The sequence below is a fragment of the Klebsiella sp. Shm-1 genome (genome assembly GCF_040804525.1).
GTDB lineage: Bacteria > Pseudomonadota > Gammaproteobacteria > Enterobacterales > Enterobacteriaceae > Klebsiella > Klebsiella pneumoniae.
Window position 1 is genome coordinate 2,755,720 of record NZ_CP161823.1, and the last position, 26,483, is coordinate 2,782,202.

At 60.0% G+C, this 26,483-nt stretch carries 23 protein-coding genes; 9 read left to right on the forward strand and 14 right to left on the reverse strand.

Annotated features, from left to right (window positions below):
* Positions 1–8 precede the first annotated feature (8 nt).
* Genes astB through AB1E37_RS13585 form a run of 4 tightly spaced genes read right to left on the reverse strand, consistent with a single transcriptional unit; the run spans position 9 to position 5,074 of the window.
* Positions 9–1,349 carry an N-succinylarginine dihydrolase gene (gene astB / locus AB1E37_RS13570; protein ID WP_004176363.1) on the reverse strand — a complete coding sequence of 447 codons (1,341 nt, stop codon included), beginning with the start codon at positions 1,347–1,349 and terminating at the stop codon, positions 9–11.
* A 21-nt stretch (positions 1,350–1,370) separates the two neighbouring features.
* Complete coding sequence (gene astD, locus AB1E37_RS13575; protein ID WP_032447527.1) at positions 1,371–2,837, reverse strand: succinylglutamate-semialdehyde dehydrogenase; 1,467 nt, start codon at positions 2,835–2,837, stop codon at positions 1,371–1,373.
* Positions 2,828–3,850, reverse strand: a complete 1,023-nt coding sequence (gene astA, locus AB1E37_RS13580) for an arginine N-succinyltransferase (RefSeq protein WP_004140076.1) — start codon at positions 3,848–3,850, stop codon at positions 2,828–2,830. Before astA ends, astD begins: the two co-directional genes overlap by 10 nt.
* Before the next feature lie 18 nt (positions 3,851–3,868).
* Entirely contained in the window at positions 3,869–5,074 is a 1,206-nt protein-coding gene (locus AB1E37_RS13585) for an aspartate aminotransferase family protein (protein ID WP_004176366.1), read from the reverse strand.
* Positions 5,075–5,243: 169 nt separating this feature from the next.
* Here AB1E37_RS13585 and AB1E37_RS13590 point away from each other — a divergent pair, with 169 nt between their 5' ends.
* Positions 5,244–5,390: a hypothetical protein gene (locus tag AB1E37_RS13590; protein WP_004892379.1), complete on the forward strand. Its 147-nt coding sequence runs from the start codon at positions 5,244–5,246 to the stop codon at positions 5,388–5,390.
* Positions 5,391–5,602: 212 nt separating this feature from the next.
* Positions 5,603–6,877: a Glu/Leu/Phe/Val dehydrogenase gene (locus AB1E37_RS13595; protein WP_032421294.1), complete on the forward strand. Its 1,275-nt coding sequence runs from the start codon at positions 5,603–5,605 to the stop codon at positions 6,875–6,877.
* 155 nt (positions 6,878–7,032) lie between these two features.
* On the opposite strand, the gene AB1E37_RS13600 is transcribed toward AB1E37_RS13595, so the two are convergent.
* Positions 7,033–8,031 (reverse strand): aldo/keto reductase, encoded by a 999-nt coding sequence (locus tag AB1E37_RS13600; protein ID WP_002902972.1) that lies wholly within the window; start codon positions 8,029–8,031, stop codon positions 7,033–7,035.
* Positions 8,032–8,131: 100 nt separating this feature from the next.
* Here AB1E37_RS13600 and AB1E37_RS13605 point away from each other — a divergent pair, with 100 nt between their 5' ends.
* The 6 genes from AB1E37_RS13605 to AB1E37_RS13630 all read left to right on the forward strand — a co-directional run bounded on the left by AB1E37_RS13605 (position 8,132) and on the right by AB1E37_RS13630 (position 14,435).
* Positions 8,132–9,079 carry a LysR family transcriptional regulator gene (locus tag AB1E37_RS13605; RefSeq protein ID WP_004183866.1) on the forward strand — a complete coding sequence of 316 codons (948 nt, stop codon included), beginning with the start codon at positions 8,132–8,134 and terminating at the stop codon, positions 9,077–9,079.
* Positions 9,080–9,186: 107 nt separating this feature from the next.
* Complete coding sequence (locus AB1E37_RS13610) at positions 9,187–9,618, forward strand: MarR family winged helix-turn-helix transcriptional regulator (RefSeq protein WP_002902969.1); 432 nt, start codon at positions 9,187–9,189, stop codon at positions 9,616–9,618.
* Positions 9,618–11,270 (forward strand): MFS transporter, encoded by a 1,653-nt coding sequence (locus AB1E37_RS13615; RefSeq protein ID WP_002902967.1) that lies wholly within the window; start codon positions 9,618–9,620, stop codon positions 11,268–11,270. The genes AB1E37_RS13610 and AB1E37_RS13615 overlap by 1 nt, the downstream gene beginning before the upstream one ends.
* Before the next feature lie 28 nt (positions 11,271–11,298).
* Positions 11,299–12,384: an HlyD family secretion protein gene (locus AB1E37_RS13620; RefSeq protein WP_002902965.1), complete on the forward strand. Its 1,086-nt coding sequence runs from the start codon at positions 11,299–11,301 to the stop codon at positions 12,382–12,384.
* Positions 12,381–13,760, forward strand: coding sequence for an efflux transporter outer membrane subunit (locus AB1E37_RS13625; protein WP_032447526.1), 1,380 nt, complete (start codon positions 12,381–12,383; stop codon positions 13,758–13,760). The genes AB1E37_RS13620 and AB1E37_RS13625 overlap by 4 nt, the downstream gene beginning before the upstream one ends.
* Entirely contained in the window at positions 13,761–14,435 is a 675-nt protein-coding gene (locus tag AB1E37_RS13630; protein WP_004151576.1) for an O-methyltransferase, read from the forward strand.
* Positions 14,436–14,495: 60 nt separating this feature from the next.
* Here the strand turns inward: AB1E37_RS13630 and hrpA are convergent, their stop codons facing one another.
* The gene (hrpA, locus tag AB1E37_RS13635) at positions 14,496–18,341 is read right to left on the reverse strand and encodes an ATP-dependent RNA helicase HrpA (RefSeq protein WP_076750574.1); all 3,846 of its coding nucleotides are present in this window, start codon (positions 18,339–18,341) and stop codon (positions 14,496–14,498) included.
* A 261-nt stretch (positions 18,342–18,602) separates the two neighbouring features.
* Between hrpA and azoR the strand changes: the two genes are divergently transcribed.
* Positions 18,603–19,208 carry an FMN-dependent NADH-azoreductase gene (azoR, locus tag AB1E37_RS13640; protein WP_002902889.1) on the forward strand — a complete coding sequence of 202 codons (606 nt, stop codon included), beginning with the start codon at positions 18,603–18,605 and terminating at the stop codon, positions 19,206–19,208.
* 36 nt (positions 19,209–19,244) lie between these two features.
* On the opposite strand, the gene AB1E37_RS13645 is transcribed toward azoR, so the two are convergent.
* From AB1E37_RS13645 to paaG, 8 genes are all read right to left on the reverse strand, one after another.
* The gene (locus tag AB1E37_RS13645; RefSeq protein WP_087661572.1) at positions 19,245–19,655 is read right to left on the reverse strand and encodes a GFA family protein; all 411 of its coding nucleotides are present in this window, start codon (positions 19,653–19,655) and stop codon (positions 19,245–19,247) included.
* Between the two features lie 8 nt (positions 19,656–19,663).
* Positions 19,664–20,260, reverse strand: a complete 597-nt coding sequence (gene paaY, locus AB1E37_RS13650) for a phenylacetic acid degradation protein PaaY (protein ID WP_032447524.1) — start codon at positions 20,258–20,260, stop codon at positions 19,664–19,666.
* Between the two features lie 9 nt (positions 20,261–20,269).
* Positions 20,270–21,196, reverse strand: a complete 927-nt coding sequence (gene paaX, locus AB1E37_RS13655; RefSeq protein ID WP_029505572.1) for a phenylacetic acid degradation operon negative regulatory protein PaaX — start codon at positions 21,194–21,196, stop codon at positions 20,270–20,272.
* Positions 21,197–21,307: 111 nt separating this feature from the next.
* Positions 21,308–22,624, reverse strand: a complete 1,317-nt coding sequence (paaK, locus tag AB1E37_RS13660) for a phenylacetate--CoA ligase PaaK (protein ID WP_004148224.1) — start codon at positions 22,622–22,624, stop codon at positions 21,308–21,310.
* Between the two features lie 26 nt (positions 22,625–22,650).
* Entirely contained in the window at positions 22,651–23,856 is a 1,206-nt protein-coding gene (gene pcaF / locus AB1E37_RS13665) for a 3-oxoadipyl-CoA thiolase (protein WP_016529910.1), read from the reverse strand.
* Positions 23,856–24,278: a hydroxyphenylacetyl-CoA thioesterase PaaI gene (gene paaI, locus AB1E37_RS13670; protein ID WP_002902876.1), complete on the reverse strand. Its 423-nt coding sequence runs from the start codon at positions 24,276–24,278 to the stop codon at positions 23,856–23,858. The genes pcaF and paaI overlap by 1 nt, the downstream gene beginning before the upstream one ends.
* Positions 24,268–25,692: a 3-hydroxyacyl-CoA dehydrogenase gene (locus AB1E37_RS13675; protein ID WP_162881887.1), complete on the reverse strand. Its 1,425-nt coding sequence runs from the start codon at positions 25,690–25,692 to the stop codon at positions 24,268–24,270. Before AB1E37_RS13675 ends, paaI begins: the two co-directional genes overlap by 11 nt.
* On the reverse strand, positions 25,693–26,481 hold the full coding sequence (paaG, locus tag AB1E37_RS13680; protein ID WP_004140117.1) for a 2-(1,2-epoxy-1,2-dihydrophenyl)acetyl-CoA isomerase PaaG: 789 nt from the start codon (positions 26,479–26,481) through the stop codon (positions 25,693–25,695).
* Positions 26,482–26,483: the final 2 nt, after the last annotated feature.

Sequence of the window (26,483 nt, forward strand, 5' to 3'; positions counted from 1 at the left end):
GCCGCTCCTTAACGCTGAAAATCATAGACCGCGCCCAGGCGCAGGATCTGCGTCAGCTCATCCAGCGCCTGATAAACCTCGCGCAGCAGCTGCGGGTCCGCCAGATCGCGGGCATGCAGCCGGTCGCGATAGTGTTTTTCCACCCATGCCGTCAGCTGCTGATAACGTTCGTCGTTCATCAGGCTATGGGCGTTGACCGCCTGGCGCTCCGCCTCATTGAGCACCACCCGCAGCCGCAGACAGGCCGGGCCGCCGCCGTTGCGCATGCTTTCCCGCAGGTCAAAGACCGCCACTTCATCGATCGGCGATGCGCTATCGGCGGCGAGATCGCTGAGATAGCGCCAGACGTTTTCCCGCTGGCGGCACTCCTCCGGCACCACGATCAGCATCTTGCCGTCTGGTTTGCTCAGCAGCTGGCTGTTGAACAGGTAAGAGGCCACGGCGTCGTCGAGCGAAACCCGCTCGTCCGGCACTTCCACGCTGGTGAACGGGATATCCAGACTGTCGCTTTTAGCCCGCAGCGTGACCAGCACTGTCGCCTGATCGACAAACGCCTGCTGATGGTGAAACAGCACATGGCGATTGCTGACCGCGATGACGTCGTTATGAAACACGCCGCGATCGATAGCCTGTGGCGCCTGCTGGGCAAACACCGTGTAGCGCGGATCCAGCTGATGCAGGCGGGCCACCGCCTCACTGGCCTCGAGGGTCTGCCGCGCCGGATACTTCACCGGGGCGATACCGCCGCTGGCGCGTCGACCATAGACGAAAAACTGCACCCCCTGCCGGTCATATTCCCGGCAGAAGCGGTTATGGTTGGCCGCCCCTTCATCGCCGAGGTCGCCATGCTGCGGCAGCGCCGCATGGTGGGCAAAGTAGCGCGGATCGGCGAACGTGGCGCCCAGGATCGCCGAGGTGGTGGGCGCCTCCTGCATACGGTGCAGCTTATTGTTCAGGTTGGCGACGGTGAAATGGACTTTGCCATCGGCGCTGTCCGCCGACGGTGAGACGGTCGCCGCGTTGGCGGTCCACATCGACGAGGCGGAGCTGAAGGCGGAGAGCAGCTGCGGCGCCGCGTGGGCCGCCTGCCGGATAACCTGCTCATCGCTGCCCTGGAAACCCACTTCACGCAGCAGACGCAGATTCGGCCGCGGCTGCGGCGGCAGAATGCCCTGCACGAAGCCGCGATCGGCCAGGGCTTTCATTTTATACAGCCCCTGCAGCGCCGCCTTTTTAGGGTTAGAGAGACCATCGCGGTTATTTTGCGAGGCTTCATTGCCGACGGAGAGTCCGGCGTAGTGGTGCGTCGGGCCGACCAGGCCATCAAAGTTTGCTTCAAAACCAGACATATGTCCTCACAGGATCCGTTATCAGAATGGCAGGCCCGGCGATACCGTCGCCGGAAGCGTCAGCGTATCGCTGACCAGAGAGGCCATCGGCCAGGCACAGTAGTCGGCGGCGTACCACGCTGCCGCGCGATGGTTGCCGGAGGCGCCCACCCCGCCAAACGGCGCTTTACTCGATGCGCCGGTCAGCGGCTTGTTCCAGTTGACGATCCCGGCTCGCGCCTCGTCCGCCAGCTGATCAAACTGCGCCGCATCGCTGGAGATCAGCCCGACGGCCAGGCCATAGCGGGTCTGATTGGCGAGGCGAATCGCCTCCGGGAAGCCGTCGTAACGGATAATCGTCAGCAGCGGGCCAAAGTACTCTTCATCCGGCACCTCAATACCGGTGACGTCGACGATCCCCGGGGTCAGCACCGTGGAGCGCGGGTCAGGCTGGCGCATGCGCAGCAGCACCTTGCCGCCGAGCCCCTCCAGTTTTTGCTGCGCCGCCAGCATGTTCTGCGCAGCGTCGAGAGAGATCACCCCGCCCATAAACGGCGCCGGCTGATCATCCCACTTGCCGGCGCGGATCTGCGCGCTGGCCTCTACCAGCCGCTGCAGCAGCGCATCCCCCTGCTCGCCGCGCGGCACGAGCAGCCGGCGCGCGCAGGTGCAGCGCTGCCCGGCAGAGATAAACGCCGACTGGATAATCACATGCAGCGCCGCATCGATATCGGCCACGTCGGCGACGATCAGTGCGTTGTTGCCGCCCATCTCGAGGGCCAGCATCTTCTCCGGCTGGCCGCCGAAGTAGCGATGGAAGTGGAAACCGGCCGCCGCGCTGCCGGTGAACAGCACGCCGTCGATATCACGATTTTCCAGCAGCGCCTGGCCGGTGGCTTTTCCGCCCTGCAGCAGGTTGATCGCCCCGTCGGGGATGCCCGCCTGCTGCCACAGCTGGACCGTCATTTCAGCGGTAGCCGGCGTCAGCTCGCTGGGTTTAAACACAATGGTGTTCCCGGCGATCAGCGCCGGAATGATATGTCCGTTGGGCAGGTGGCCCGGGAAGTTGTAGGGGCCAAAGACCGCCATCACGCCGTGCGGTTTGTGGCGCAGCAGCGCTTTACCGTCCGGCAGCGTCGACTCATGAAAGCCCGTCCGCTGGTGATAGGCCTCGATGGAGATCGCGGCCTTGCCGATCATCGCCTGCACTTCGGTGCGGGTCTCCCACAGCGGCTTGCTGGTCTCGCGGGAAATCAGGGTCGCCAGCGCCTCTTTATGCGTCTCCAGCAGCGCGGCAAAACGCTGTACGACGTCAATACGCTCGGCCAGCGGCCGGTGCGACCAGGGATAAAACGCCGCGCGCGCCGCGGCGCAGGCCGCCTGGACGTCGTCAGCCCCCGCGCTGGCCGCCTGCCACAGCAGCGACTGATCCGCCGGGGCCAGTTTGCTCATCGTTGCGCCGCTGCCTGGCAGCCACTGCCCGGCTATAAACTGTGCTTTTACCGCCATGATCTGTTGTCCTCTGGATTCAGGGTTACCGTATAAACGCGGTCGGTTTCACTGACCTGCAGCGCGTCCAGCGCGGCGCTGTCAAGCGAGACCTGCTCTTCGTGGGCCACCAGCAGCGCCCGAAAGTTGTCGAATTGACCGTTGGCGACGAGGGTCGGCGCCGGCAGGTCGCCCATCAGCTGCCGGACAGGCAGGCGCTGGCTATCGCGCACGGCGCGGATCTGATCGGTGTCCGCCTCCAGCACCGGACCGGCATCGAAAATATCCACCGAGCCGCGCCAGCTGAAACCCTCTTTCTCGAGGATCGCCCGCGCCGGGGCGGTATTGGGATGCACCTGACCGATGACCCCGCGGGCCGCTTCCGGCAGCAGTGAGATATAGATCGGGTACGCCGGCATCAGTTCGGCAATAAAGGTTTTCATGCCGGTGCCGGTCAGCCGGTCGGCATCGGCGAACGGGATGTCGAAGAAATGATGGCCCAGCGCATCCCAGAACGGCGACTGTCCCTGCTCATCGCTGCAGCCGCGCAGTTCGGCAAACAGGTGCGGGGAGAACCACTCGCGAAAGGCGGCGATAAATAAAAAGCGCGCCTTGGAGAGCAGCAGACCATTGCGGTTGCGCTGATACGCCGGGTCGAGAAACAGCGTACACAGTTCGCTGTGCCCGGTGTGGTCATAGCTGAGATTAAGCAGCTCCTGGGGCTTATAGACTCCCAGCGCTTTCGAGGCGCGCACCGTTTTCTGAATGCGAAAATTGTAAAACGGCTCGTCCAGGCCCACTGCGACCTCAATGGCGCTCACCCCCACCACCCGCGCCAGCGCGGTGTCCTCCAGCACAAACAGGAAACCCTGCTGGCTGCGCGGCAGTTCGCCGGCGAAGGTCTCGATACTGCGCCGGATCCGGGCCGCCAGGCGCCCGACGTCATGCGGTAAAGAGGTCATGCCGACCCCCGCCCGCGCGGCGAGGCGGACGATGTCGTCGAGATCGTTTTCCCGTACGGGACGAAATAGCATCACAGGCCGTCCTCCCGGTTAGCGGGTTAAGCGGGCAACGGCGCGATCAAGGCGCACGAAGGCTTCCGCAATATCCGCCAGCGGGATATTGAGCGCCGGCGCGAAGCGCAGCACGTCCGGGCCGGCAATCAGGGCGATCAGCCCCTCTTCCGCCGCCAGGTTAGTCAACGTTTTGGCCTTGCCGCGCAGCGGCCCCGCCAGCTCAGCGCCGATCAGCAGACCGGTGCCGCGCACGGCGCTGAACGCATCGTATCGGGCAGAGATCGCATTCAACTGGTCAACGATCAGCGCATGGCGCTCGCCAACGCCCGCCAGCAGCGGCGCATCGAGATGGGCCAGCACGGCGTTAGCGACGGTTGCCGCCAGCGGGTTGCCGCCGAAGGTGGTGCCATGGGTGCCTGGCTGGAAGACCTGCGCCCAGGCCTCTTTCGCCAGCATCGCGCCGATCGGGAAGCCGCCCCCCAGCCCTTTGGCGCTGGTGAGAATGTCCGGGACGACGTTGTAATGCTGGTAGGCGTAGAGATGGCCGGTACGCCCGGCGCCGGTCTGCACCTCATCGAATATCAGGGTGGCATGATGGCGATCGCAGAGGGTACGCAGCGCCTGCAGGAACGCCGGGTCCGCCGGGATCACCCCGCCTTCGCCGATAATCGGCTCGACGATCACCGCGCAGGTGCGCGAGGAGATCGCCGCGGTGACCGCCTCGATATCGTTATAGGGCAGATGGGTAATGCCCTGCGGCAGCGGAGCATAATCGCTGGAATATTTCGGCTGGCCGCCAACGGAGACGGTGAACAGCGTGCGGCCGTGGAAGGCGTGGTTGAAGGCGATGATTTCGCTTTTTTCACCGCCAAACTTATCGTGGGCATATTTCCGCGCCAGCTTAAGGGCCGCCTCGTTGGCTTCGGCGCCGGAGTTGCAGAAAAACACCTTGTCGGCAAAGGTCGACTGCACGAGGGTTTTTGCCAGCTGCAGCACCGGCTCGTTGGTATAGCCATTGCCGATATGCCACAGTTTCGCCAGTTGATCCTGCAGGGCCTGAGCCAGCGCCGGGTGAGCATGGCCCAGGGCGTTCACTGCGATGCCGCCCGCCATATCGATATACTCTTTCCCCTGCTGGTCCCAGACGCGGGAGCCCGCCGCTCTGACCGGAATAAACGGCGCGGGGGCAAAACAGGGAACCAGGTAAGCGTCAAAATCTTCGCGAGTCATACTGCCTGACATAATTTATCTCCGGAACGTAAGACGACGGAAAACGCTCCCGTCGCGTTGGACAATCGACATTAACCCTGCCCCTCGGCTTATTTTGGGCACGAGCGCGCCCGCTGCGATGGTAAAAATATTCACCACAGAAAAATAAAGCCCTATTCTTTTTACGGGTAATTGTTAATTCATGGTTAATGCCATGTTGTTGTGTGGGCTAATGCTGGCCTGTGAACAACAAGATTGTCAATACGGAAAAAAGCAATTTATTCACTTTTTGAAGATCATCAAGATAATGAAAAACATAGAAAAAATATTTTCTTATGCACTTAAGTGAATAAAAAGTGAATTAAAATGCACAGCTTGCGGGTGGTTGACGTGCGTAGTTATTCACTTAAAAAATAAAAAATCTAACAAAAATTTAAAAATCGGAATTGCCGTCAAATACCGCTTTATAAAATTGGTGATACCATTCATTGCACAGAGTTTACTGCTGTAGCTATTCCACGGTTTTACACGACATAAATAACACTGAGAAACAGGACTCTTATGGAAAAGTTATCTTACGCATCTGAAAGTAGTACATCTCCATGGACCACCTACCTGCGCCAGATCGACCGCGTCGCGCCTTATCTCGGCGATCTTGCCTACTGGGTGGAAACCCTGCGCCATCCGAAGCGCGCGCTGATCGTCGACATTCCTGTGCAAATGGACGACGGCACCATCCGCCACTTCGAGGGCTATCGCGTTCAGCACAATCTGTCGCGCGGACCGGGTAAAGGTGGTGTTCGCTACCATCCGGATGTCGATCTTAACGAAGTCATGGCACTTTCTGCCTGGATGACCATTAAGTGCGCCGCGGTCAATATTCCTTACGGCGGGGCCAAAGGCGGCATCCGCGTCGACCCCTTCTCCTTGTCGGAAGGTGAACTGGAGCGTCTGACCCGCCGCTACACCAGCGAAATCGGCATTATTATCGGGCCGCAGAAAGATATTCCGGCGCCGGACGTCGGCACCAATGGCAAAGTGATGGCATGGATGATGGACACCTACTCCATGAACCATGGCACCACCATCACCGGCGTGGTCACCGGCAAACCGATCCACCTCGGCGGCTCCCTCGGTCGTGAAAAAGCCACCGGACGCGGCGTGTTTGTCACCGGCCGGGAAGTTGCCCGTCGCGCCGGTATCGAAATTGAAGGCGCCAAAGTGGCGCTGCAGGGCTTTGGTAACGTCGGTAGCGAAGCGGCCCGCCTGTTCGCCGGCGTCGGCGCTCGTATCGTGGTTATTCAGGATCATACCGCGACCCTGTATAACGAAGGCGGAATCGATATGACCGCCCTCACCGCCTGGCAGGCGGAGAAAAAGCAGATTGCCGGTTTCCCGGGCGCCCAGGAGATCGATAAAGACGCCTTCTGGACCACCCCGATGGACATCCTGATCCCGGCGGCGCTGGAAGGGCAAATCACCCGCGAGCGCGCGGAGAAGCTGACCTGCAAACTGGTGCTGGAAGGGGCCAACGGCCCAACCTATCCGGAAGCGGACGACGTGCTGGCCGAGCGCGGCGTGATCGTGGTGCCGGACGTTATCTGCAACGCCGGCGGGGTGACCGTCAGCTACTTTGAGTGGGTACAGGACATGGCCAGCTTCTTCTGGAGCGAAGAGGAGATCAACGCCAAAATGGACCGCATTATGACCGACGCTATCGTGCACGTCTGGGATAAAGCCGCCGAGAAAGAGTGTACGCTGCGCACCGCCGCCTATATCGTGGCCTGCGAGCGCATCCTGATGGCGCGTAAAGACCGCGGCATCTACCCGGGCTGATCCCCATCAGCAACCGCATCAGGGGTGGCCTTGCGCCGCCCCTTTTTTTCTTTGCCGCGCCGTTAACCGCCGAGAATGTGCGCTATCAGACGAGGAGTTGTTCGGCAAAGGTGACAACGTCACGCAAGTGATAACCATCCGCTGCCCGTAGGGGATTATTTTTCGATTAAATCAAAGTCGCCCTGGGTATAGCGTAAGCCAGTGACGTTGTCGGCAGTGAAAATATGTTCGATGGTGAGGATGTCCTCCGCCGCGAGGGTAATATTCGCGGCGCCGGCATTGTCGCGCAGGTGAGCAATTTTCCTCGCCCCCGGGATAGGCACGATATCCTCGCCTTTGCTCATCACCCAGGCAAGGGCAATCTGCGCAAGGGTCGCGTCATAGCGGGTGGCCACCTGCTGCAGGCGCTCAAGCAGCAGCTGGTTTTTGCGCATGGTTTCGGCCTGGAAGCGCGGCAGATGGCGGCGGAAATCATCCGCTGCCAAAACGCCGGGATCGGTAATTGTCCCCGTCAGGAAGCCGCGGCCAAGCGGGCTGTATGGCACAAAGCCGACCCCCAGCTCGCGGCAGGTGTGGAGAATACCGGCCTCCGGCTCGCGGCTCCATAGCGAATATTCCGTCTGCACGGCAGCGATCGGATGTACCTTGCAGGCCCGGCGCAGCGTCTGAGCAGATACTTCCGACAGACCGATATGGCGAATTTTACCCTCTTTAACCAGATCGGCCATAGTGCCTACCACCTCTTCCACCGGTACCGCGGGATCGACGCGGTGCTGATAGAGCAGATCGATGGTCTCGACATTCAGTCGCTTCAGCGACCCTTCCACTGATTCGCGAATATGTGCCGGACGGCTGTCAACGCCGGCCATCCGCTCCAGACCCTGGCCGGTCGGCAAAATACGAAATCCAAATTTGGTGGCAATCTGCACCTTATCGCGAAAACCTTTAATCGCTTTTCCGACCAGAACTTCATTATCGAAAGGACCATATACTTCGGCGGTATCCAGGAAGGTCACGCCCATGTCCATGGCGGCATGGATCGTATTTATCGCCTGCGACGTTTCAGCGCCGCCATAGGCAAAACTCATCCCCATACATCCGAGACCTAATGCGGAAACCTGAAACTTCTCTTTTCCAAGATAACGTGTTTTCATCTTATTTTCCTTAATTGCTGAATGGCATTAAATATATACTTCCCTTTCATATTGATAACAATTAATCTATTCCGAACGCGGTGTTAGCTGGAAATTAACAATGAAAACCTTGCCCGATCTGCAACAAATAGAAATATTAATACTCATAGTGAAACATGGCAGTTTTCGTCAGGCCGCTAAAGCGTTAAACCTTTCCCCACCGGCCCTTACCGTCGCTATTAATCATCTGGAAGAAAAGTTAGGCGTGCGCCTGCTAAATCGCTCAACGCGCAGTTTGTCATTAACCGCAGTGGGTGAGGAATTTCTTAATAATATAACGCCGGTGGTCAATGATTATCGCCGGGTGGTGGACAGTCTGAATTATCACCGTCTGACTCCGGAAGGCGTGGTGAAAGTTAATTTACCGCGCATTGTTATTGACCTGTTTTTTCAAGACTATTTTATCGCCTTTAAAAACGCCTGTCCCAATGTGACGCTCGAACTGTATGCCACCGATCGGAAAGTCAATATTATCGAGTCCGGTTTTGACGCCGGCATTCGCTATTCGCAGGATGTGCCCAAAGAGATGATTGCCATCCCCTTTGGCGAGAAACTATCGCTGATCCCGGTGGCCAGCCCGGACTATATACGCGAAGCCGGAGAGCCCGACACCCCGCAGTCATTAGTTAATTTCCGCTGCATTAACCGCTGTTTTCCTGGTGGTGAGAAGTACCGCTGGGAGTTTATTGGCCCCAGCGGCGAGCTTAGCGAGGTCGCGGTTAAAGGCGATCTGGTCGTCGATGCCGATAGCGCAATGATCCAGGCCGCGGAGAGCGGATTAGGCATCGCCTTTGTCTATCAGTCGCTGGTGACGCAGCAGCTGAGCGCGGGCAGCCTGGTCCATTTGTTACCCGGCTACCGCTATCCTGCCGACCATTTCTGCGTCTACTACCCAAGCCGGAAACATATTCCCGCCCCCCTGCGGGCCTTTATCGCCTGGGTGATGGCGCAGAATAAAAATATCCTCGGTCAGCAGACCGCACGACACGGATCGCGGCCGGAAGATTAACTACAATTAACGTACATACCGTTAACCAATTTCTATCTTTCATCTTGAACTCCGGCGGTTATCCGGCATAAAATCGTTAGAGCTCTAACGATATTGACAGACGACCTATGGACAATCGACAGCTTACCTTCTCTCATCTTTTATACCTCACCGCGCACCACTGGCGGCTGGCGGTCAATCGTCGGCTGAAAAATCTCGGTCTCAGCCAGGCCAGCTGGGTGGCGGTAGCGTCCATCGCCCGCCACCAGCAGCCGCTGTCGCAAAGCGAACTGGCGCAGGAGCTGGGGGTGGAGAGCCCGACCATTGTGCCGTTGATCCATCGTCTGGTCGCCCTCGGACTGGTTGAGCGCATCACCACCGCCAGCGACAAACGTAAGCGACTGCTGGTGGTCACCGACAAAGGGAAGGCCCTCTATGAACAGGTCAAAACGGTGGCTGACGATCTGCGCGAAGAGATCCTGACGGCGATTACCCCACAGGAGCAGGAGCAAACCCAGCGGGTGCTGGAAAAGCTGTTGCGCGAAGTAGAGAAGAAATAATGCCCCGTCGCCAGGATAACCCCTACGCCCCGCATGACTGGGCGCCGCATGAAAAACCGGCTCTGCTCGGTTCGCCGTCGACGCCGCTGCACAGTCCGGCGAAACGCCTTGCCTACGGCGTGGTCGGTCTGCTGGTATGTCTCACCGGCGCGCTGGGCAACGCAGTGGTCACCGCCAACCTGCAGCTGCTGCAGGGTACCTTCGCCGCCTGGTCGACAGAAATCGCCTGGCTGCCGGCGGTATACGTGATGACCAACGTCTCCATCAACCTGCTGCTGGTGAAATTCCGCCAGCAGTTTGGCCTGCGCGCTTTCACCGAAGGCTTTCTGGTGCTCTATGTGCTGGTCACCTTTTTCCACCTCTTCGTCAACGATCTCAGCTCAGCGATGATGGTTCGCGCCGCCCATGGCATGGTGGCCGCGGCGCTCAGCTCGCTGGGGATCTACTACCAGGTACAGGCCTGGCCTGCTCGGCATCGCCTGAAAGGGCTGACTATCGGCATCACCGGCTCGTCGCTGGCCATTCCCCTGGCGCGCCTCTTTTCCACCGAACTGCTGCAGACCGATGAATGGCGCGGTCTCTACTTCTTTGAACTGGGCCTGGCGCTGGTGTCGCTGGCCTGCGTCATCGCGCTAAAACTGCCGCCAAGCGATCGTAAAAAAGTGTTCGAAAAAAAGGATTTCATTACCTTCTTTCTGCTGGCGCCCGGCATGGCGCTGGTGTGCGCCGTGCTGTCGCTGGGGCGGCTCGAGTGGTGGTTTGAAGCGCCGTGGATCGGCTGGGCGCTGGCGGCGGCGGTAATACTGATCGTCGCTGCGATTACCTTCGAGCATAACCGCAGCAACCCCCTGCTCAATACCAAATGGCTCTCCAGCGGCAGCATCGTGCGTCTGGGCCTGATTATGCTGTTGATCCGCATCGTGCTGGCGGAGCAGAACACCGGGGTCATCGGCTGGCTGCAGTACGTTGGCCTGCAAAACGAACAGATGACTAACCTCGCGTGGTCGATTTTCGCCGGTATTCTGTGCGGGATCATTGCCAGCTGTCTGACGCTCAACCCGCAGAAGCTCTACTGGCCGACCGCCACCGCGCTGGCGCTGATCATGATAGCCTCGCTGCTCGACAGCCAGTCCAACGCCCTCACCCGTCCGGAACAATTAATGTTCAGCCAGTTTTTACTCGGCTTCGGCAGCGCCTTCTTTCTGGCCCCGGCGATGCTCGCCGGGATTGGCGGCGTGTTTGCCGACCCGCGCAACCTGGTCAGCTTCTCGGTGCTGTTCGGCATGAGCCAGAACATTGGCGGGCTGCTCGGCTCGGCGATCCTCGGCACCTTCCAGACCTGGCGTGAGAAATTCCACTCCAGCCAGCTGGCGGACCAGATAACCACCCTGAACCCGCTGATCGTCGAGCGGCTGCAGCAGTACAGCCAGATGTATCAGAGCCAGATTGGCGACAGTACGCTGCTCAACGTTCAGGCCACCACCCTGCTGCAAAACGCCGCGACGCTGCAGGCCAATATTCTCGCCTGGAATGATACCTATCTGCTGACGGCGGCGATCTCCGCCGGGACACTAGTGTGGGTTTTCTGGCGCTTAATTCGCTTACGACTGACTGCCCGTATCGCGTTGCAACGCGCTACCGGCAGCAAATAATTATCATCATTTCATCTCTGGAGTCGTTATGAGTCAGCAGGATGCGGCCAAACAACAGGCCAACACCCGGAATAATATTCGCGTGGTTTCCATTTTTACCGCCGCGGCGATAGGCCTCGTCGGCGTGCTGGTGATCCTCTACGCCTGGCAACTGCCGCCGTTCACTCGCCATAGCCAGTTTACCGACAACGCCTATGTGCGCGGGCAGACCACCTTTATTAGCCCGCAGGTCAACGGCTATATCACCGCCGTCAACGTCAAAGATTTCGCGATTGTCCAGCCGGGCGAGGTGCTGTTCCAGATAGACGATCGCATCTATAAACAGCGGGTGCATCAGGCCCAGGCTACCCTGGCGATGAAAGAGGCCGCGCTGCGCAATAACCTGCAACAGCGCAAAAGCGCCGAGGCGACGATCGCCAAGAATGAAGCCGCGCTGCAAAACGCCCGCGCGCAGAATCTGAAAATCCAGGCCGATTTAAAACGCATCCAGCAGTTAACCGCCGACGGTTCGCTGTCGATCCGCGAACGTGATTCGGCGCGGGCCAGCGCGGCGCAAGGGGCGGCGGATATTGAGCAGGCGAAAGCGGCGCTGGAGATGTCGCGCCAGGACCGTGAATCGACCATCGTCAATCGCGATTCGCTGGAGGCCGACGTGGCCAGCGCCAAAGCGGCGCTTGAGCTGGCGCAGATCGACCTGCAGAATACCCAGATTATCGCCCCCACCGGCGGCCAGCTGGGGCAGATCTCGGTGCGTCTTGGCGCCTATGTCAGCGCCGGAACCCATCTGACCTCGCTGGTTCCGCCGCAGCACTGGGTGATTGCCAACCTCAAAGAGACCCAGTTGGCCGAAGTACGCGTTGGCCAGCCGGTCACCTTCACCGTAGACGCGCTCAACGGCGAGACCTTCCACGGCAAGGTGCAGAGTATCTCCCCGGCGACCGGGGTGGAGTTCAGCGCCATCTCTCCGGACAACGCCACCGGCAATTTCGTCAAGATCGCCCAGCGCATCCCGGTGCGTATTACGGTCAACGACGGGCAAAACAACAGCGAACGTCTGCGGCCAGGGATGTCGGTGCAGGTGACTATTGATACCCGTGCGGAGAAACAACCATGATCCGCCCGGTCGCCCTTGCTATCGTTCTGGCGCTGGTCGGCTGTCAATCCGCCGATGTGCAGCGCGCGCAGCCGACCCTGACTATTCCTGCCGCCTGGCGGGCCGACGTTGGCCCGGCCAGCCCGGTGGAGGGCGTGTGGTGGCGCAATTTTCATGACAGTACCCTCAATCAGTATGTCGACCAGGCGCTGCGCTATAACAGCGATGTGCTGATCGCCCGCGAGCGAGTGAATGAGTATCAGGCGCGCGCTTACGCCGCCGACAGCAGCCTGTTTCCGTCACTGGACGCCAGCCTCACCGGCACCCGCGCCCGGACGCAGTCCGCCGCCACCGGCCTGCCGATCCACAGCACACTGTATAAGGGCGGCCTGACCGCCAGCTATGATGTCGATATCTGGGGAGCGAACCGCAGCGCGGCCAACGCCGCCGGGGCCAGCCTTGAGGCGCAGAAAGCCGTCGCCGCCGCCGCCAATTTGAGCGTCGCCAGCTCGGTGGCCGTTGGCTACGTCACGCTGCTGTCGCTGGATGAGCAGCTGCGGGTGACCCAGCAGACGCTAACATCAAGGGAAGACGCGTGGCGCCTGGCCAAACGTCAGTTTGAAACCGGGTATACTTCACGCCTTGAGCTGATGCAGGCGGATTCGGAGCTGCGGTCAACGCGGGCGCAGATCCCGCCGCTACAGCACCAGATTGCGCAGCAGGAAAATGCGCTCAGCGTGCTGCTCGGCGATAACCCTGGCGCGGTAAAACGCGGCGAGTTCGCCCAGCTTACCCCGCTGCGTCTGCCGTCGCAGCTGCCGTCCACCTTGCTCAACCGCCGTCCGGACATCGCTCAGGCCGAGCGCCAGCTGGTGGCCGCCGACGCCACGCTGGCCTCGTCGCAGGCGCAGCTGCTGCCCTCTATTAACCTGACCGCTACCGGCAGCCTGCAGGACCGGACGCTGCCGGATCTGCTGGACAACCCGCTGCGGCTGTGGAGTCTTGGCGGCAGTATTCTGGCGCCGCTGCTAAACCGCCAGGCGTTAAATGCCCAGGTGGACGTCTCCATGGCCCAGCGCAACCAGGCGCTCTATAGCTATGAGAAAACGGTGCGCAGCGCGTTCAAAGAGGTCAATGACAGCCTGGACGCCATCAGTCGCTATGGCGAACAGTTAACCGAGCTTCAGGAACAAGAGACCGTTGCCCAGGAAACCTTACGTATTGCACAAAACCGCTACCGTAACGGCTACTCTTCTTATCTGGATGTGCTTGATGCCCAGCGAACGCTGTTCTCCACCCAGCTTAGCGTGGTGCAGGTGAAGAACAACCTGCTGCTGGCGCAGATCGATCTGTACCGGGCGCTGGGAGGCGGCTGGTCTGACTCATCAGGGAGCTAAATGGGGAAGCGTCATATGCAACAACAGTGGTCGGCAGTAGACAATTATTTGATTAAGGCCTTAATTCCCGGCGATCCTGTGCTCGATCGGGTACTGGAAAACAACCATCGTGCCGGGCTCCCGGCACACGATGTCGCCGCCAATCAGGGTCAGTTTCTCGCCCTGCTGGTACGGCTAACCCAGGCTAAGCGGATACTGGAGATCGGCACCCTCGGCGGCTATAGCACCATCTGGATGGCGCGCGAGCTTCCTGCAGACGGCCAACTCCTCACCCTGGAGGCCGACGCGCATCATGCCCAGGTGGCGCGGGAGAATCTGCAGCTGGCGGGCGTTGACCAGCGGGTCACGCTACGGGAGGGACCCGCGCTACAGTCCCTGGAGTCGCTTGGCGAATGTCCCGCTTTCGACCTGATCTTCATCGATGCCGATAAGCCGAATAATCCCCATTATCTGCGCTGGGCGCTACGTTATTCCCGCCCAGGAACCTTAATTATTGGCGATAACGTGGTACGCGACGGCGAAGTGGTCAACCCACAGAGCGCCGACGAGCGCGTTCAGGGCGTGCGTCAGTTCATTGAGATGATGGGCGCCGAGCCACGGTTGACGGCAACGGCGCTGCAAACCGTGGGCACTAAAGGCTGGGACGGCTTTACTCTGGCGTGGGTAAACGCTTAAGCGTGGACGCCTGACCAGTAGCCCCGGTAAGCGCAGCGCCACCGGGGACAACCAGCCAGGCTATGGGGTAATTTGCTCCATCGCCTGCAACACTCGCTTGTCCGAGATAGGATACGGGGTGCCCAGCTGCTGGGCGAAGAAGCTGACCCGCAGCTCCTCGATCATCCAGCGGATCTCCCGGACATCGTCGTCCTCACGGCGGTTCGGCGGTAGCTTATTCAGCCACTGCTGCCACGCCTGCTGCACGCTCTCCACCTTAAGCATCTGCGCCCGATCGCGGTGCGGATCGATAGCCATCTTCTCCAGACGCTTTTCAATCGCCTGCAGATAGCGCAGCGTATCGCCAAGACGGCGGAAACCGTTGCCGGTGACAAAGCCGCGATACACCAGACCCGCCATCTGCGCTTTGATATCCGACAGCCCCAGCGCCATGGTCATATCCACCCGGCCTTTCAGCCGTTTGTTGATATTGAACACCGCGGTGAGGATCTGCTCGACCTGTTTAGCGATCTCCACCACCGTGTCGTTGAGCTCGGCTCGCACTTTATCGTGCAGCTGACTAAAGCCCTCTTCCGTCCACACCGGACCGCCCGCCTCGTCGATAAGCTTATCAACGCCGCAGGAGATGCAATCGTCAATCAGATCCAGCACTTTGCCGTACGGGTTAAAGTAGAGCCCAAGCTTGGCTTTATTCGGTAATTTCTCGTGCAGATACTTAATCGGCGACGGGATGTTGAGCAGCAGCAGGCGACGCAGACCGCGCCACATGGCCTGCTGCTGTTCCTGTGGATTATCAAACAGCTTGATGGCCACGCTGTCGCGCTCGTCCACCAGCGCCGGCCAGGCTTTCACCTTATAGTTACCGCGCTTCTGTTCATAACTTTCCGCCAGGGTGCCAAAGCTCCAGATATGCAGCCCGCTCTGCTCAATACCGTCATCAGCGACCGCCGACAGCGTCTCCTGCACTTTGCCCTTCAGGGCGTCTTTCAACGCCTGCAGCGAGCGCCCTTCCTGCAGCTTCTTGTTTTTATCATCCACCACCCGGAAAGTGATTTTCAGGTGATCGGGCACCTGATCCCACTGCCAGGCTTCGCGGTCGATGGTCACGCCGGTCATCTTACGCAGCTCGCGCTCCAGCGAATCGAGCAGCGGCAGCTCAAGCGGCGTCGCCCGGCCAAGAAACGCTTCCGCATAGTTGGGAGCCGGGACGAAATTGCGCCGTACCGGCTTCGGCAGCGATTTTATCAGCGCGATAATGAGCTCGCGACGCAGACCAGGGATCTGCCATTCAAATCCGGCCTCCTCTACCTGGTTGAGCAGCGGCAGCGGAATATGCACCGTCACGCCATCGGCGTCGGCGCCAGGTTCAAACTGGTAGCTAAGCCGCAGCTTGAGGTTGCCCTGATGCCAGAAGTTCGGGTAGTCCAGTTTACTGACCTGCTCCGCCCCCTCTTTAATCAGCATGCTCTTTTCAAAATTGAGCAAGTCTGGCGTTTCGCGGCTGGCCTGCTTCCACCACTTATCAAAGTGGCGAGCGGAGATGACATCGTGGCTAATGCGCTGGTCGTAAAACTCGAACATCGTCTCGTCATCAACCAGGATGTCGCGACGGCGCGACTTATGCTCCAGCTCTTCGATTTCCGCCCGCAGCTTCAGGTTTTCGCGGAAGAAGGCGTGCCGCGTCTGCCAGTCGCCCTCTACCAGCGCGTGGCGGATAAATAGCTCACGACACAGCGCCGGATCAATCTGGCTGTAGTTGACCTTACGCGCGGCGACGATCGGCAGGCCGTAAACGGTAACCTTTTCCGTCGCCATTACCGCGCCCTGCGACCGCTCCCAGTGCGGCTCACTGTATGAGCGCTTGATCAGGTGCTGCGCTACCGGCTCCACCCACTCCGGCTCAATGCGGGCGGCAATACGCCCCCACAGGCGGCTGGTCTCGACCAGCTCCGCAACCATCGTCCACTTCGGCGGCTTTTTAAACAGGCCGGAACCCGGGAAAATGGAGAAGCGGGCGTTACGGGCGCCGGTAAACTCCTGTTTATCGGCATCCTTCATGCCGATGTGCGACAGCAGACCGGTCAGCAACGCAGTATGGATCTCGCGATATTCCGCCGGCTCACTGTTGATCGGCAGGCCAAGCTCTTTCACCACCTGGCGCAGCTGGGTGTAGATGTCCTGCCACTCGCGCACGCGCAGATAGTTAAGAAAATCGACCCGGCACTGGCGGCGGAACTGATTCGACGACAGCGCCTTCTGCTGCTCGCCGAGGTAGTTCCACAGATTGACGAAGGCGAGGAAATCAGACTCTTTATCGTGGAAGCGGCGATGTTTTTCGTCAGAGGCCTGCTGTTTGTCCATCGGCCGCTCGCGCGGGTCCTGGATCGACAGCGCGGAGGTGATGATCATCGCTTCCCGCACGCAGCCGTGCTTCTGCGCCTCCAGCACCATCCGCGCCAGACGCGGATCCACCGGTAGCTGGCTGAGCTGGCGGCCCAGCGGGGTTAGCTTATAAGCCGTTGCCTGCGCATCGGTGGTGATGGCGCCCAGCTCTTCCAGCAGGCGTACGCCGTCCTGGATATTGCGCTTATCCGGCGCTTCGACAAACGGGAAGGCGGCGATATCGCCTAAGCCCAGGGCGGTCATCTGCAGGATGACCGACGCCAGGTTGGTGCGCAGAATCTCCGGGTCGGTAAATTCCGGGCGCGACAGGAAATCGTCTTCTGAATAAAGACGAATACAGATCCCTTCCGAAACGCGGCCGCAGCGGCCCTTACGCTGGTTGGCGGACGCCTGGGAAACCGGCTCGATCGGCAGGCGCTGCACCTTGGTGCGGTAGCTGTAACGGCTGATACGCGCAGTACCGGGATCGATAACGTACTTAATGCCCGGCACGGTCAGCGAGGTTTCCGCCACGTTGGTCGCCAGCACGATGCGCCGCCCGCTGTGCGGCTGGAAGACGCGGTTCTGCTCGCTGTTGGACAGGCGGGCGTACAGCGGCAGCACTTCGGTATGGCGCAGATCCAGCTTATTCAGCGCATCGGCGGTATCGCGAATTTCCCGCTCACCGCTCATAAAGATCAGAATATCGCCGGGCCCTTCGCGCCCCAGTTCGTCAACCGCATCAAAGATCGCCTGTAACTGATCGCGCTCGGTATCGTCCGCCTCTTCCACTATCGGCCGATAGCGCACTTCCACCGGGTAAGTCCGCCCGGAGACTTCGATAATCGGCGCATTATTGAAATGCTTTGAGAAACGTTCCGGGTCGATGGTCGCCGAGGTAATGATGATTTTCAGGTCCGGGCGGCGCGGCAGGAGCTCTTTCAGATAGCCGAGCAGAAAGTCAATATTCAGGCTGCGCTCGTGCGCCTCATCGATAATGATGGTGTCGTACTGCATCAACAGACGATCCTGCTGGATCTCCGCCAGCAGGATACCGTCGGTCATCAGCTTAACCATGGTGTTTTCGCTGACGTGGTCGCTGAAGCGGACTTTATAGCCGATGCAGCCGCCCGGCTCGCTCTGCAGCTCTTCGGCAATACGATTGGCGACGGTCCGCGCCGCCAGGCGACGCGGCTGGGTATGGCCGATGAGTCCTTTCAGCCCGCGCCCCAGCTCCATGCAGATTTTGGGCAGCTGGGTGGTTTTACCCGAACCGGTCTCCCCGGCGACGATCACCACCTGGTGGTCGCGCACCGCCTCGAGAATCTCTTGTTTTTTCTGGCTAACCGGCAGGTTTTCCGGATAGGTGATGGCCGGACGCGCCGCTTCGCGCAGCAGGACTTTACCGGCTGCCTGGCTTATCTCCAGCGCCATCTCCTGCAGAATGGCCTGTTGCGATTCAGGATTTTTAACCTTCTTCACGCCGTGTAGACGGCGGGCAAAGCGCGTTTTGTCGCGCAGCATCAGGCCGTCGAGCTGTTGATAAAGCTGGGGGAAGGTGATTTTTTGTTGTTCTGTCATAGCGTTATCGGGCAGAGCTCTGCCGGGAAAATCTCTTTTGAAGTATTGCCTTAGAGTACCACATCTGTGTCATTCGTGCCTTGTTCAAAAAATCTGAACATAGGATTCGATATATTGCGCTATCTCTGTGGCGCGATTGTGAATACAGTGTCAACAAGCACCAGGGCATTGACCCGTCAATCACATTAAAAAAAGGAAACACCCATGAGCAAAGTATTAGTTCTGAAATCCAGTATTCTGGCAGGGTACTCACAATCTGGTCAGCTTTCCGACTATTTTGTTGAACAATGGCAGGAAAAACACCCTGGCGATGAGATCACCGTGCGTGACCTGGCCGCCAATCCGATCCCGGTTCTGGATGGCGAACTGGTTGGCGCCCTGCGTCCGAGCGACGCGCCGCTGACTCCGCGTCAGCAGGAAGCGCTGGCCCTTTCCGACGAGCTGATCGCCGAACTGAAAGGCAATGATGTGATTGTTATCGCTGCGCCGATGTACAACTTCAACATCCCGACGCAGCTGAAAAACTATTTCGACCTGGTGGCTCGCGCCGGCGTCACCTTCCGCTACACCGAGAAAGGGCCGGAAGGTCTGGTAACCGGTAAACGCGCGGTCGTCGTTACCAGCCGCGGCGGTATCCATAAAGATACTCCGACCGACCTGGTCACCCCATACCTGTCCACCTTCCTCGGCTTCATCGGCATCACCGACGTGAACTTTGTGTTCGCCGAAGGTATCGCTTACGGCCCGGAAGTCGCGGCCAAAGCGCAGTCTGACGCGAAAGCGGCCATCGACAGCGTGGTTGCAGCCTAATATTTCACTCCTCTCGCTTCCTGCGGGAGGAGAGTTTTACTTTTTCTCGTAGCGTAAATACCCCACCACGCCTCCGCCGCCATCCTTTGGATGATTCACGCCGTCGTTGACCTCCACGCAAGGGAAATCGAAAGGCGAAACGCCGTCAATGCAGGCTACATTCACCCCATACTGCTGCGGGTTTGATCGCCGTTGATGAAAGGTGTAGATCCCGCATACCGAGCAGAAAAAGTGCACGGCTTCCCCTGTATTAAAGCGATACTCTGTGAGCTTATCCCCTCCGCGTACCACCTCTATTCCTGAACGCGGCGAAAAGACCGCGACCGCCCCACGCATGCGACAATATGAGCAGTTACAGCGCCGAACGGTGTTGAAGCCGTCGCTGAGCTCCACGGTAAACGCCACCGCACCGCAGTGACAGTGCGCGGATAATTTCTCTGCCATAATTTTACCCCTCAGGTTGCGGCTTTTGGCCGCAGGTTTTCATCAAACGCCAGCCGCTTACGCCCTGCTTCGACTGCCCGTAATGGCTCCACCTGGTGCAGCGTCTGCTTACAGCGTTCCACCAGCGCCTGGTATTCACGGGTACCTTGTTTTTTCCACGCCAGCTCCTGTTCGCTCAGGGTGCGAATCGCTTTTGCCGGGCTGCCGATAATCAGATGGTTGGCGGGCATCTCGGCGTTGGCTTTGACAAAGGCCGAAGCGCCGACAATGCTGTTTTCGCCAATGACCGCCCCGTCGATAATCACCGCGCTCATGCCCACCAGCGCGTTGCGGCCAATCACGCAGCCGTGCAGAATAGCGCCGTGGCCGATATGGCCCTCCTCTTCCACCACCGTATCCTGGCCGGGGAAGCCATGCATCACGCAGTTATCCTGAATATTGGCGCCGTCTTTGACCACGATGCGCCCGAAGTCGCCGCGCAGGCTGGCGTTGGGCCCAACATAGACCCCTTTGCCGAGGATCACGTCGCCAATCAACACCGCGGTCGGGTGAACGTAACTCTCCTCCGGCACCACCGGCGTCAGTCCATCAATCTGATATATCGGCATGCAACCTCCTTATGCGCCCGGCAAACCGCCAAAGCGCTGATAATAGAGCGGACCCGGCGCCGGGAGCTCGCCCACCGAGCTCTCACCTTTCTCGCTGACGAACGTTAGCGCGCCGGGACTCACGCGTTGATAAATATTGATACACAGCTGGCGGGCGGTTTGCCCTGCCCAATGCGCCGGCAGGAGCTCTTCCGGCAGCAGCGGGTCTTTGAGCACCACCCGGCGATAGAAATGGATAAGGAGCAGTTGGATCTGGAAACAGCGATCCGGCGTCAACTCTGACGGGTCGCAATCGCGCAGCAGCGGCAGTAGAGGTCGGAACAAGGCGATAAACGCCTCGTACATCTCATTTTGTTCGGTGAGATGCCAGCACTCCTCCACCCGGCTGCGCAGGGCCGCTCTGGAGAGCGCCAGCGGCGAATGGGCTTCAAAACAGATGACGTTTTCGGCGACGCCCGCTTCGTGGAGCAGAGACTGAACATCGGCCAGCTTTTGCGACGGCGAGGCCAGCAGGCTCGGCGCCAGCGCGCCAAACCCCTGCCACAGCAGCTGCTTTTTAACGTCGGCGAGCACATTTTTCTCCAGGCCTTCCGAAAGCAGCAGCAGCCAGGTACCGTCCCATTCCGGGGCACTGGCGCGATAAATTTTATGCTCCGCGCGCCGGGTCAGGCGCAACCCTTTATCACTCAGGCGATAGAAGCTGCGCCGGCCGATGCGGACAACATCAAGCCACTCTTCTTTATTGAGGCGAAACAGCGCGGTGCGTACGAAGCGCTCGCCGAAGCCTAATCCTTCCAGCAGCGCCGCGACGCTGCCCAGCCACACTTCCCCACCGCGTTGTAATAAAGCGTCGCCATACAGCGAGGCAATTAATGACGTGCCGCTGATGGGCATCGCCGTCACCGCTTGTTGAATAAAGGCGTCGAGTTTACTCATCTGATTCATTCTGTTGTTATATTTTTCCTTTATGAATCATAGCACAGGAAACTCCCCGGCTGACGGCGCAAACGCTTCAGCCGGGTGCCTGCCGCGCAGCCGGAGAGAGGATTAACCGCTAACCACCGCTTTTCGCAGGTCGAATACCCGACAGGCTTTCCCTTCCGAGCGCGGAATGCTGCCGCAGTTGACGATAGTAATATCGGTGGAGATCCCGACCATCGACTTAATGCGGTGACGCAACTGATGGCAAATCTGGCAGCGTTGTTCATGACTCAGCGCCAGCCCGCTCTCTTTCAGCTCAACGCGCACCGCCAGCGAATCCAGATGACCGCGGCGATTGACCTCTAACTGATAGTGCGGCGCCAGGTGTTCAAACTTGAGGATCTCCTCTTCCAGCTGCGAGGGGAAGACGTTAACCCCGCGGATAATCAGCATATCGTCGCTGCGTCCGCTGATGCGGTCCATGCGGCGCATGGTCCGCGCGGTTCCCGGCAGCAGGCGCGTCAGATCGCGGGTACGATAGCGGATCACCGGCAGCGCTTCTTTGGTCAGGGTGGTAAACAGCAGCTCACCATGCTCGCCATCTTCCAGCGGCGTACCGTCGTCCGGGTTGACGATTTCCGGGAAGAAGTGGTCTTCCCAGATAGTCGGGCCGTCAACGGTTTCCAGACACTCCATCGCTACGCCCGGTCCCATGACTTCCGACAAACCGTAAATATCCAGGGCGGTGATCCCCAGCCGGCGCTCGATTTCCGCGCGCATCGCCAGCGTCCACGGCTCAGCGCCAAAGACGCCGACCCGCAATGAACAGCCGCGGGCATCGCCGCCCATCTGGCGCTCCAGCTCTTCAATCAGATTCAGACAGTAGGACGGCGTCACCATGATCATATCCGGCTGGAAATCGCGGATCAGCTGCGCCTGTTTTTCGGTCTGTCCGCCGGACATCGGGATCACCGTCGCGCCCAAACGTTCCGCGCCGTAGTGCGCGCCAAGGCCGCCGGTAAACAGGCCGTAGCCGTAGGCGACGTGAATTTTATCTTTTGCTGAACCACCGGCCGCGCGCAGCGAACGGGCGACAATATTGGCCCAGTTATCAATATCGTTTTGCGTATATCCCACCACCGTCGGTTTGCCGGTGGTGCCGGAAGAGGCGTGAATGCGCACCACCTGCTCCATCGGCACCGCGAAGGTATCGAAGGGATAGTTGTCGCGCAGATCCTGTTTGGTGGTACAGGGGAATTTTTGCAGATCGTTTAATTCCCGAAAGTCGTCAGGGTGCACGCCGGCGGCGTCGAACTTGCGGCGATACATCGGCACATTTTCGTACGCATGCTTCAGCGTCCATTTCAGGCGCTGGGTTTGCAGGGCCTGCAGTTCGTCACGCGATGCGGTTTCAATCGGATCTAATTTTGTAGTAGTTATCATTGTAGGGTACTCGCAGGTAAATTAGCTCACACTCGCTCGAGGATCATGGCAATGCCCTGACCCACGCCAATACACATCGTACACAGCGCATAGCGCCCGCCCCGGCGTTGCAGCTCAAGGCTGGCGCTCAGCGCTAACCGCGCGCCGCTCATGCCCAGCGGATGGCCTAACGCGATGGCGCCGCCGTTGGGATTCACGTGCGCCGCATCGTCCGGCACGCCGAGCTGTCTGAGCCCCCCCAGCGCCTGGGCGGCGAAGGCCTCATTCAGCTCAATCAGATCCATATCGTTAATATTGAGTCCCGCCCGCTCCAGCACTTTACGCACCGCCGGTACCGGCCCCAGTCCCATCAGGCGCGGTTCGACACCCGCCGTCGCCATCGCCACGATACGCGCCCGCGGCGTGAGCCCCTGGATAGCGGCCTGCTGTTCGCTGGCGATGATCAGCGCCGCGGCGCCATCGTTGACGCCGGAAGCATTGCCCGCAGTAATGACGCCGCCCTGGCGGAACGGCGCTTTCAGTTTCGCCAGCTGCTCAAGCGTGGTTTCCGGGCGCGGATGCTCGTCCTCGCGCACGTCGCTAACCGCCCCTTTCCGGCCGACAATCTGCACCGGCACAATCTCCTGCGCCAGAATGCCGTCGCGCTGGGCCTGCGCCGCGCGCTGCTGGCTGCGCCAGGCGAAAGCGTCCTGATCGGCTCGGCTGATATTTAACAATTCAGCTACATTCTCGGCCGTTTCCGGCATGCTGTCAGTTCCGAAGTGTTGCGCCATGAGCGGGTTCACAAAACGCCAGCCAATCGTGGTATCAAAGAGTTCCGCCTGACGCTGGTACGGCGCGCTGGCTTTTCCCATCACGAAAGGCGCACGCGACATCGATTCCACGCCGCCGGCAATCAGCAGATCGGCATCGCCGGCTTTGATCGCCCTGGCGGCAAAGCCGATGGCATCCAGACCCGATCCGCACAGGCGGTTAATCGTGGTGCCCGGCACGGTATGCGGGTAACCGGCCAACAACGTCGCCATGTGCGCCACGTTGCGGTTATCTTCCCCGGCCTGATTCGCACAGCCGAAAATCACATCATCAATTGCTGCCGGGTCGAGCCCGGGATTACGACTCAGGAGCTCACGCAGCGGGATCGCCGCCAGGTCGTCGGCGCGCACACTGGCCAGCGCGCCGCCGTAGCGGCCAATCGGCGTACGGATCCCGTCACAAATAAAGGCGTCGCGCATTACACGTCTCCCGTGATTGTGCCGCCGATGCGGTGCGATTTGCCGCGGAACAGGGCCACAATCTTTTGCTGTTGATTAACAATTTCGATGTCGTAGACGCCGGTCAGCTTGCCCTGCTGTTTGACTCTGGCGGTGGCGACCAGCCGGTCGCCGGCAAACGCCGGACGAAGAAAATCAATGCTTGCCGCCGAGGCCACCGCCGCCAGCCCCTGGCTGTTACAGGCGTAGGCGAAAGCGGTATCGGCAAGCGTAAATAGCTGACCACCGTGACAGGTTTGATGGCCGTTAAGCATGTCCGCCGAGACGGTCATGCTCATCTGCGCAAAACCGTCGTCCATTTCGATAAGTTCGATCCCCATCTTTCTGGCGCAGGTATCTTTTTCGTACATCACGCGCGCGTTGCGCCACGGATCATTGCTCATGGTGCTTCTCCATCAGCGTCTTCTGGCGCAACAGGGAACAGGGGCGATAGCGCTCCTCGCCATAATGGTGTTGCAAGTTCTCCAGCAGTTGCAGCACCCGCCGCCAGCCAAGGCGTTCTCCCCATGCCAGCGGGCCATGCGGATAGTTGACGCCAAGGCGCATCGCGGTATCGACATCCTGCGGGCTGGCGACGCCTTTTTGCACCGCATCCAGCGCTTCGTTAATCAGCATCGCCACCGTGCGCCACACCAGCAGGCCGGGATAATCGGCAATACGCAGCACTTTCTTGCCCTGCTGCTGGAAGTAATGCACGGCCTTATCAGTGGCCGCAGGCGCGTTGGTTGCCGCTGCAGCCAGCACCACCGTATCGCTGGCGCACAGGTCATACACCACCACCGGGCGGTGATGCTTAACGCTTAGCGCCAGGGCGGTCTCGCCTTCAGTCTCCAGCAGCAAGACATCGTCTAGTTCAGTGACATTGTCACTTCTGACGGTAACGGATTCAGCACCCATCATTACCGGCGGCAGCGCCGCGTCCGGCAGTGTCTCAGCGGGCCAGCGATAGACGCCGTGGCCGCTCTTTTTACCTAGCCGCCCGGCCAGCGCCAGCTCTTGCTGGAGGAGCGATGGCAGGTAGCGGCGGTCCTGCCAGAAGGCGTTAAACACCGAACAGGTCACTGCGAAGTTGACGTCCTGGCCAATCAGGTCCGTCAGCGCCAGCGGTCCCATAGGAAAACCGCCGCCGTCACGCAAAGCGGCATCGATAACCTCCGGGGCGGCGACCTGCTCTTCCAGCGCCCGCCAGGCCTCAGCGTAGAACGGACGCGCTACGCGGTTAACGATAAAACCGGGCGTTGAGCGGCAGCGCACCGGCTGTTTCCCCCAGCCGCTTACGCACTGGCACAGCTGCTCCACCACTTCTGTGGAGGTCGCAAGACCACTCACCACCTCGACCAGCTTCATCACCGGCGCCGGATTAAAAAAGTGCAGTCCGGCCACCCGCTCCGGGTTTTTGACCCCGGCGGCGATAGCGGTAATCGAAATAGACGAGGTATTACTGGTCAACAGCGTTGACGGCGCGCAGATCTCCGCCAGCTGCGTGAACAGCGCCGTTTTGACCTCCAGCCGTTCAGAGGCCGCTTCAATTACTAAATCCGCGTCGGCAAGCGCGGCTAAATCGTGGGCCGGATGCAGGCGCGCCAGCAGCGCGTCGGCCTGCTCTGACGCCAGTTTGCCCCGCGCAACGCGTGACGCCAGACGCCCGGCGATACCCTCTATCGCCAGGTCTACAGCCTTAGGGTTAATATCAAAAATACGCACCGGATGCCCCGCGGCGGCAGCCACTTCGGCGATGCCGGCCCCCATGGTGCCGCTGCCGATCACCGCCACGTTGACTAAGGATGTCGTCATCATCTATTTCCCGCTGAACTGTGGTGGCCGTTTGGCCAGAAACGCGCTGACCCCTTCGCGGTAATCATCGCTGCGCCCGGCCAGACGCTGATAATCGCGCTCCAGGTCCAGCTGCGCGTCGAGACTGTTGGTTTCAGAAGCCAGCAGCGCCTTTTTAATCAGCCCAAGACCAAACGTCGGTTGCGCCGCCAGATGGCGCGCCAGTTGCAGACTGGTATCCGCCAGTTCTGAATCGTCCACCAGTTGCCAGATAATCCCCCACTGCGCGGCCTGTTCCGCGCTGAGGCTGTCGCCCAGCAGCGCCAGCCCCATCGCGCGCGCACGGCCGGCCACCCGCGGCAGGAACCAGCTGCCGCCGCAGTCCGGCACCAGGCCGAGCTTGCTGAACGCCATCACAAATTTGGCCGAACGCGCGGCCAGCACGATATCGCAACCCAGCGCCAGGGTAGCGCCCGCGCCGGCGGCCACGCCGTTAACCGCGCAGATGACCGGTTTCGGCAGCGCCGCCAGACGGCGCACTAACGGGTTGTAAAAGCGTTCTACCGACATGCCGAGATCCGGCGGCGGGCCGCTGGGGTCGACATTGCGGTCGTTCAAATCCTGGCCGGCGCAAAAACCGCGGCCGGCGCCGGTGATCAGCAGGCAGCGCACGCCATCATCGCGCTCGGCCTGCTTCAGACATTCCGCCAGCTGGTGATGCATCAGATCGTTAAAACTGTTGAGGCGGTCCGGGCGATTGAGGGTAATGGTCATGACGCCCTGTTCCACTGCGCTGAGAATGAAAGCTTCCACGA

Bases quoted from the DNA above. Each gene is read 5' to 3' on its own strand.
- azoR (WP_002902889.1), top strand. From the start codon at position 18,603: ATGAGCAAAGTATTAGTTCTGAAATCCAGTATTCTGGCAGGGTACTCA.
- AB1E37_RS13595 (WP_032421294.1), top strand. From the start codon at position 5,603: ATGGAAAAGTTATCTTACGCATCTGAAAGTAGTACATCTCCATGGACC.
- astB (WP_004176363.1), bottom strand. From the start codon at position 1,349: ATGTCTGGTTTTGAAGCAAACTTTGATGGCCTGGTCGGCCCGACGCAC.
- pcaF (WP_016529910.1), bottom strand. From the start codon at position 23,856: ATGCGCGACGCCTTTATTTGTGACGGGATCCGTACGCCGATTGGCCGC.
- AB1E37_RS13675 (WP_162881887.1), bottom strand. From the start codon at position 25,692: ATGATGACGACATCCTTAGTCAACGTGGCGGTGATCGGCAGCGGCACC.
- AB1E37_RS13630 (WP_004151576.1), top strand. From the start codon at position 13,761: ATGGGGAAGCGTCATATGCAACAACAGTGGTCGGCAGTAGACAATTAT.
- paaI (WP_002902876.1), bottom strand. From the start codon at position 24,278: ATGAGCAATGATCCGTGGCGCAACGCGCGCGTGATGTACGAAAAAGAT.
- astD (WP_032447527.1), bottom strand. From the start codon at position 2,837: ATGGCGGTAAAAGCACAGTTTATAGCCGGGCAGTGGCTGCCAGGCAGC.
- paaK (WP_004148224.1), bottom strand. From the start codon at position 22,624: ATGATAACTACTACAAAATTAGATCCGATTGAAACCGCATCGCGTGAC.
- AB1E37_RS13615 (WP_002902967.1), top strand. From the start codon at position 9,618: ATGCCCCGTCGCCAGGATAACCCCTACGCCCCGCATGACTGGGCGCCG.
- AB1E37_RS13600 (WP_002902972.1), bottom strand. From the start codon at position 8,031: ATGAAAACACGTTATCTTGGAAAAGAGAAGTTTCAGGTTTCCGCATTA.
- AB1E37_RS13625 (WP_032447526.1), top strand. From the start codon at position 12,381: ATGATCCGCCCGGTCGCCCTTGCTATCGTTCTGGCGCTGGTCGGCTGT.
- paaX (WP_029505572.1), bottom strand. From the start codon at position 21,196: ATGAGTAAACTCGACGCCTTTATTCAACAAGCGGTGACGGCGATGCCC.
- paaY (WP_032447524.1), bottom strand. From the start codon at position 20,260: ATGCCGATATATCAGATTGATGGACTGACGCCGGTGGTGCCGGAGGAG.
- AB1E37_RS13590 (WP_004892379.1), top strand. From the start codon at position 5,244: ATGGTTAATGCCATGTTGTTGTGTGGGCTAATGCTGGCCTGTGAACAA.
- AB1E37_RS13610 (WP_002902969.1), top strand. From the start codon at position 9,187: ATGGACAATCGACAGCTTACCTTCTCTCATCTTTTATACCTCACCGCG.
- AB1E37_RS13585 (WP_004176366.1), bottom strand. From the start codon at position 5,074: ATGTCAGGCAGTATGACTCGCGAAGATTTTGACGCTTACCTGGTTCCC.
- AB1E37_RS13605 (WP_004183866.1), top strand. From the start codon at position 8,132: ATGAAAACCTTGCCCGATCTGCAACAAATAGAAATATTAATACTCATA.
- hrpA (WP_076750574.1), bottom strand. From the start codon at position 18,341: ATGCTGCGCGACAAAACGCGCTTTGCCCGCCGTCTACACGGCGTGAAG.
- AB1E37_RS13620 (WP_002902965.1), top strand. From the start codon at position 11,299: ATGAGTCAGCAGGATGCGGCCAAACAACAGGCCAACACCCGGAATAAT.
- astA (WP_004140076.1), bottom strand. From the start codon at position 3,850: ATGCTATTTCGTCCCGTACGGGAAAACGATCTCGACGACATCGTCCGC.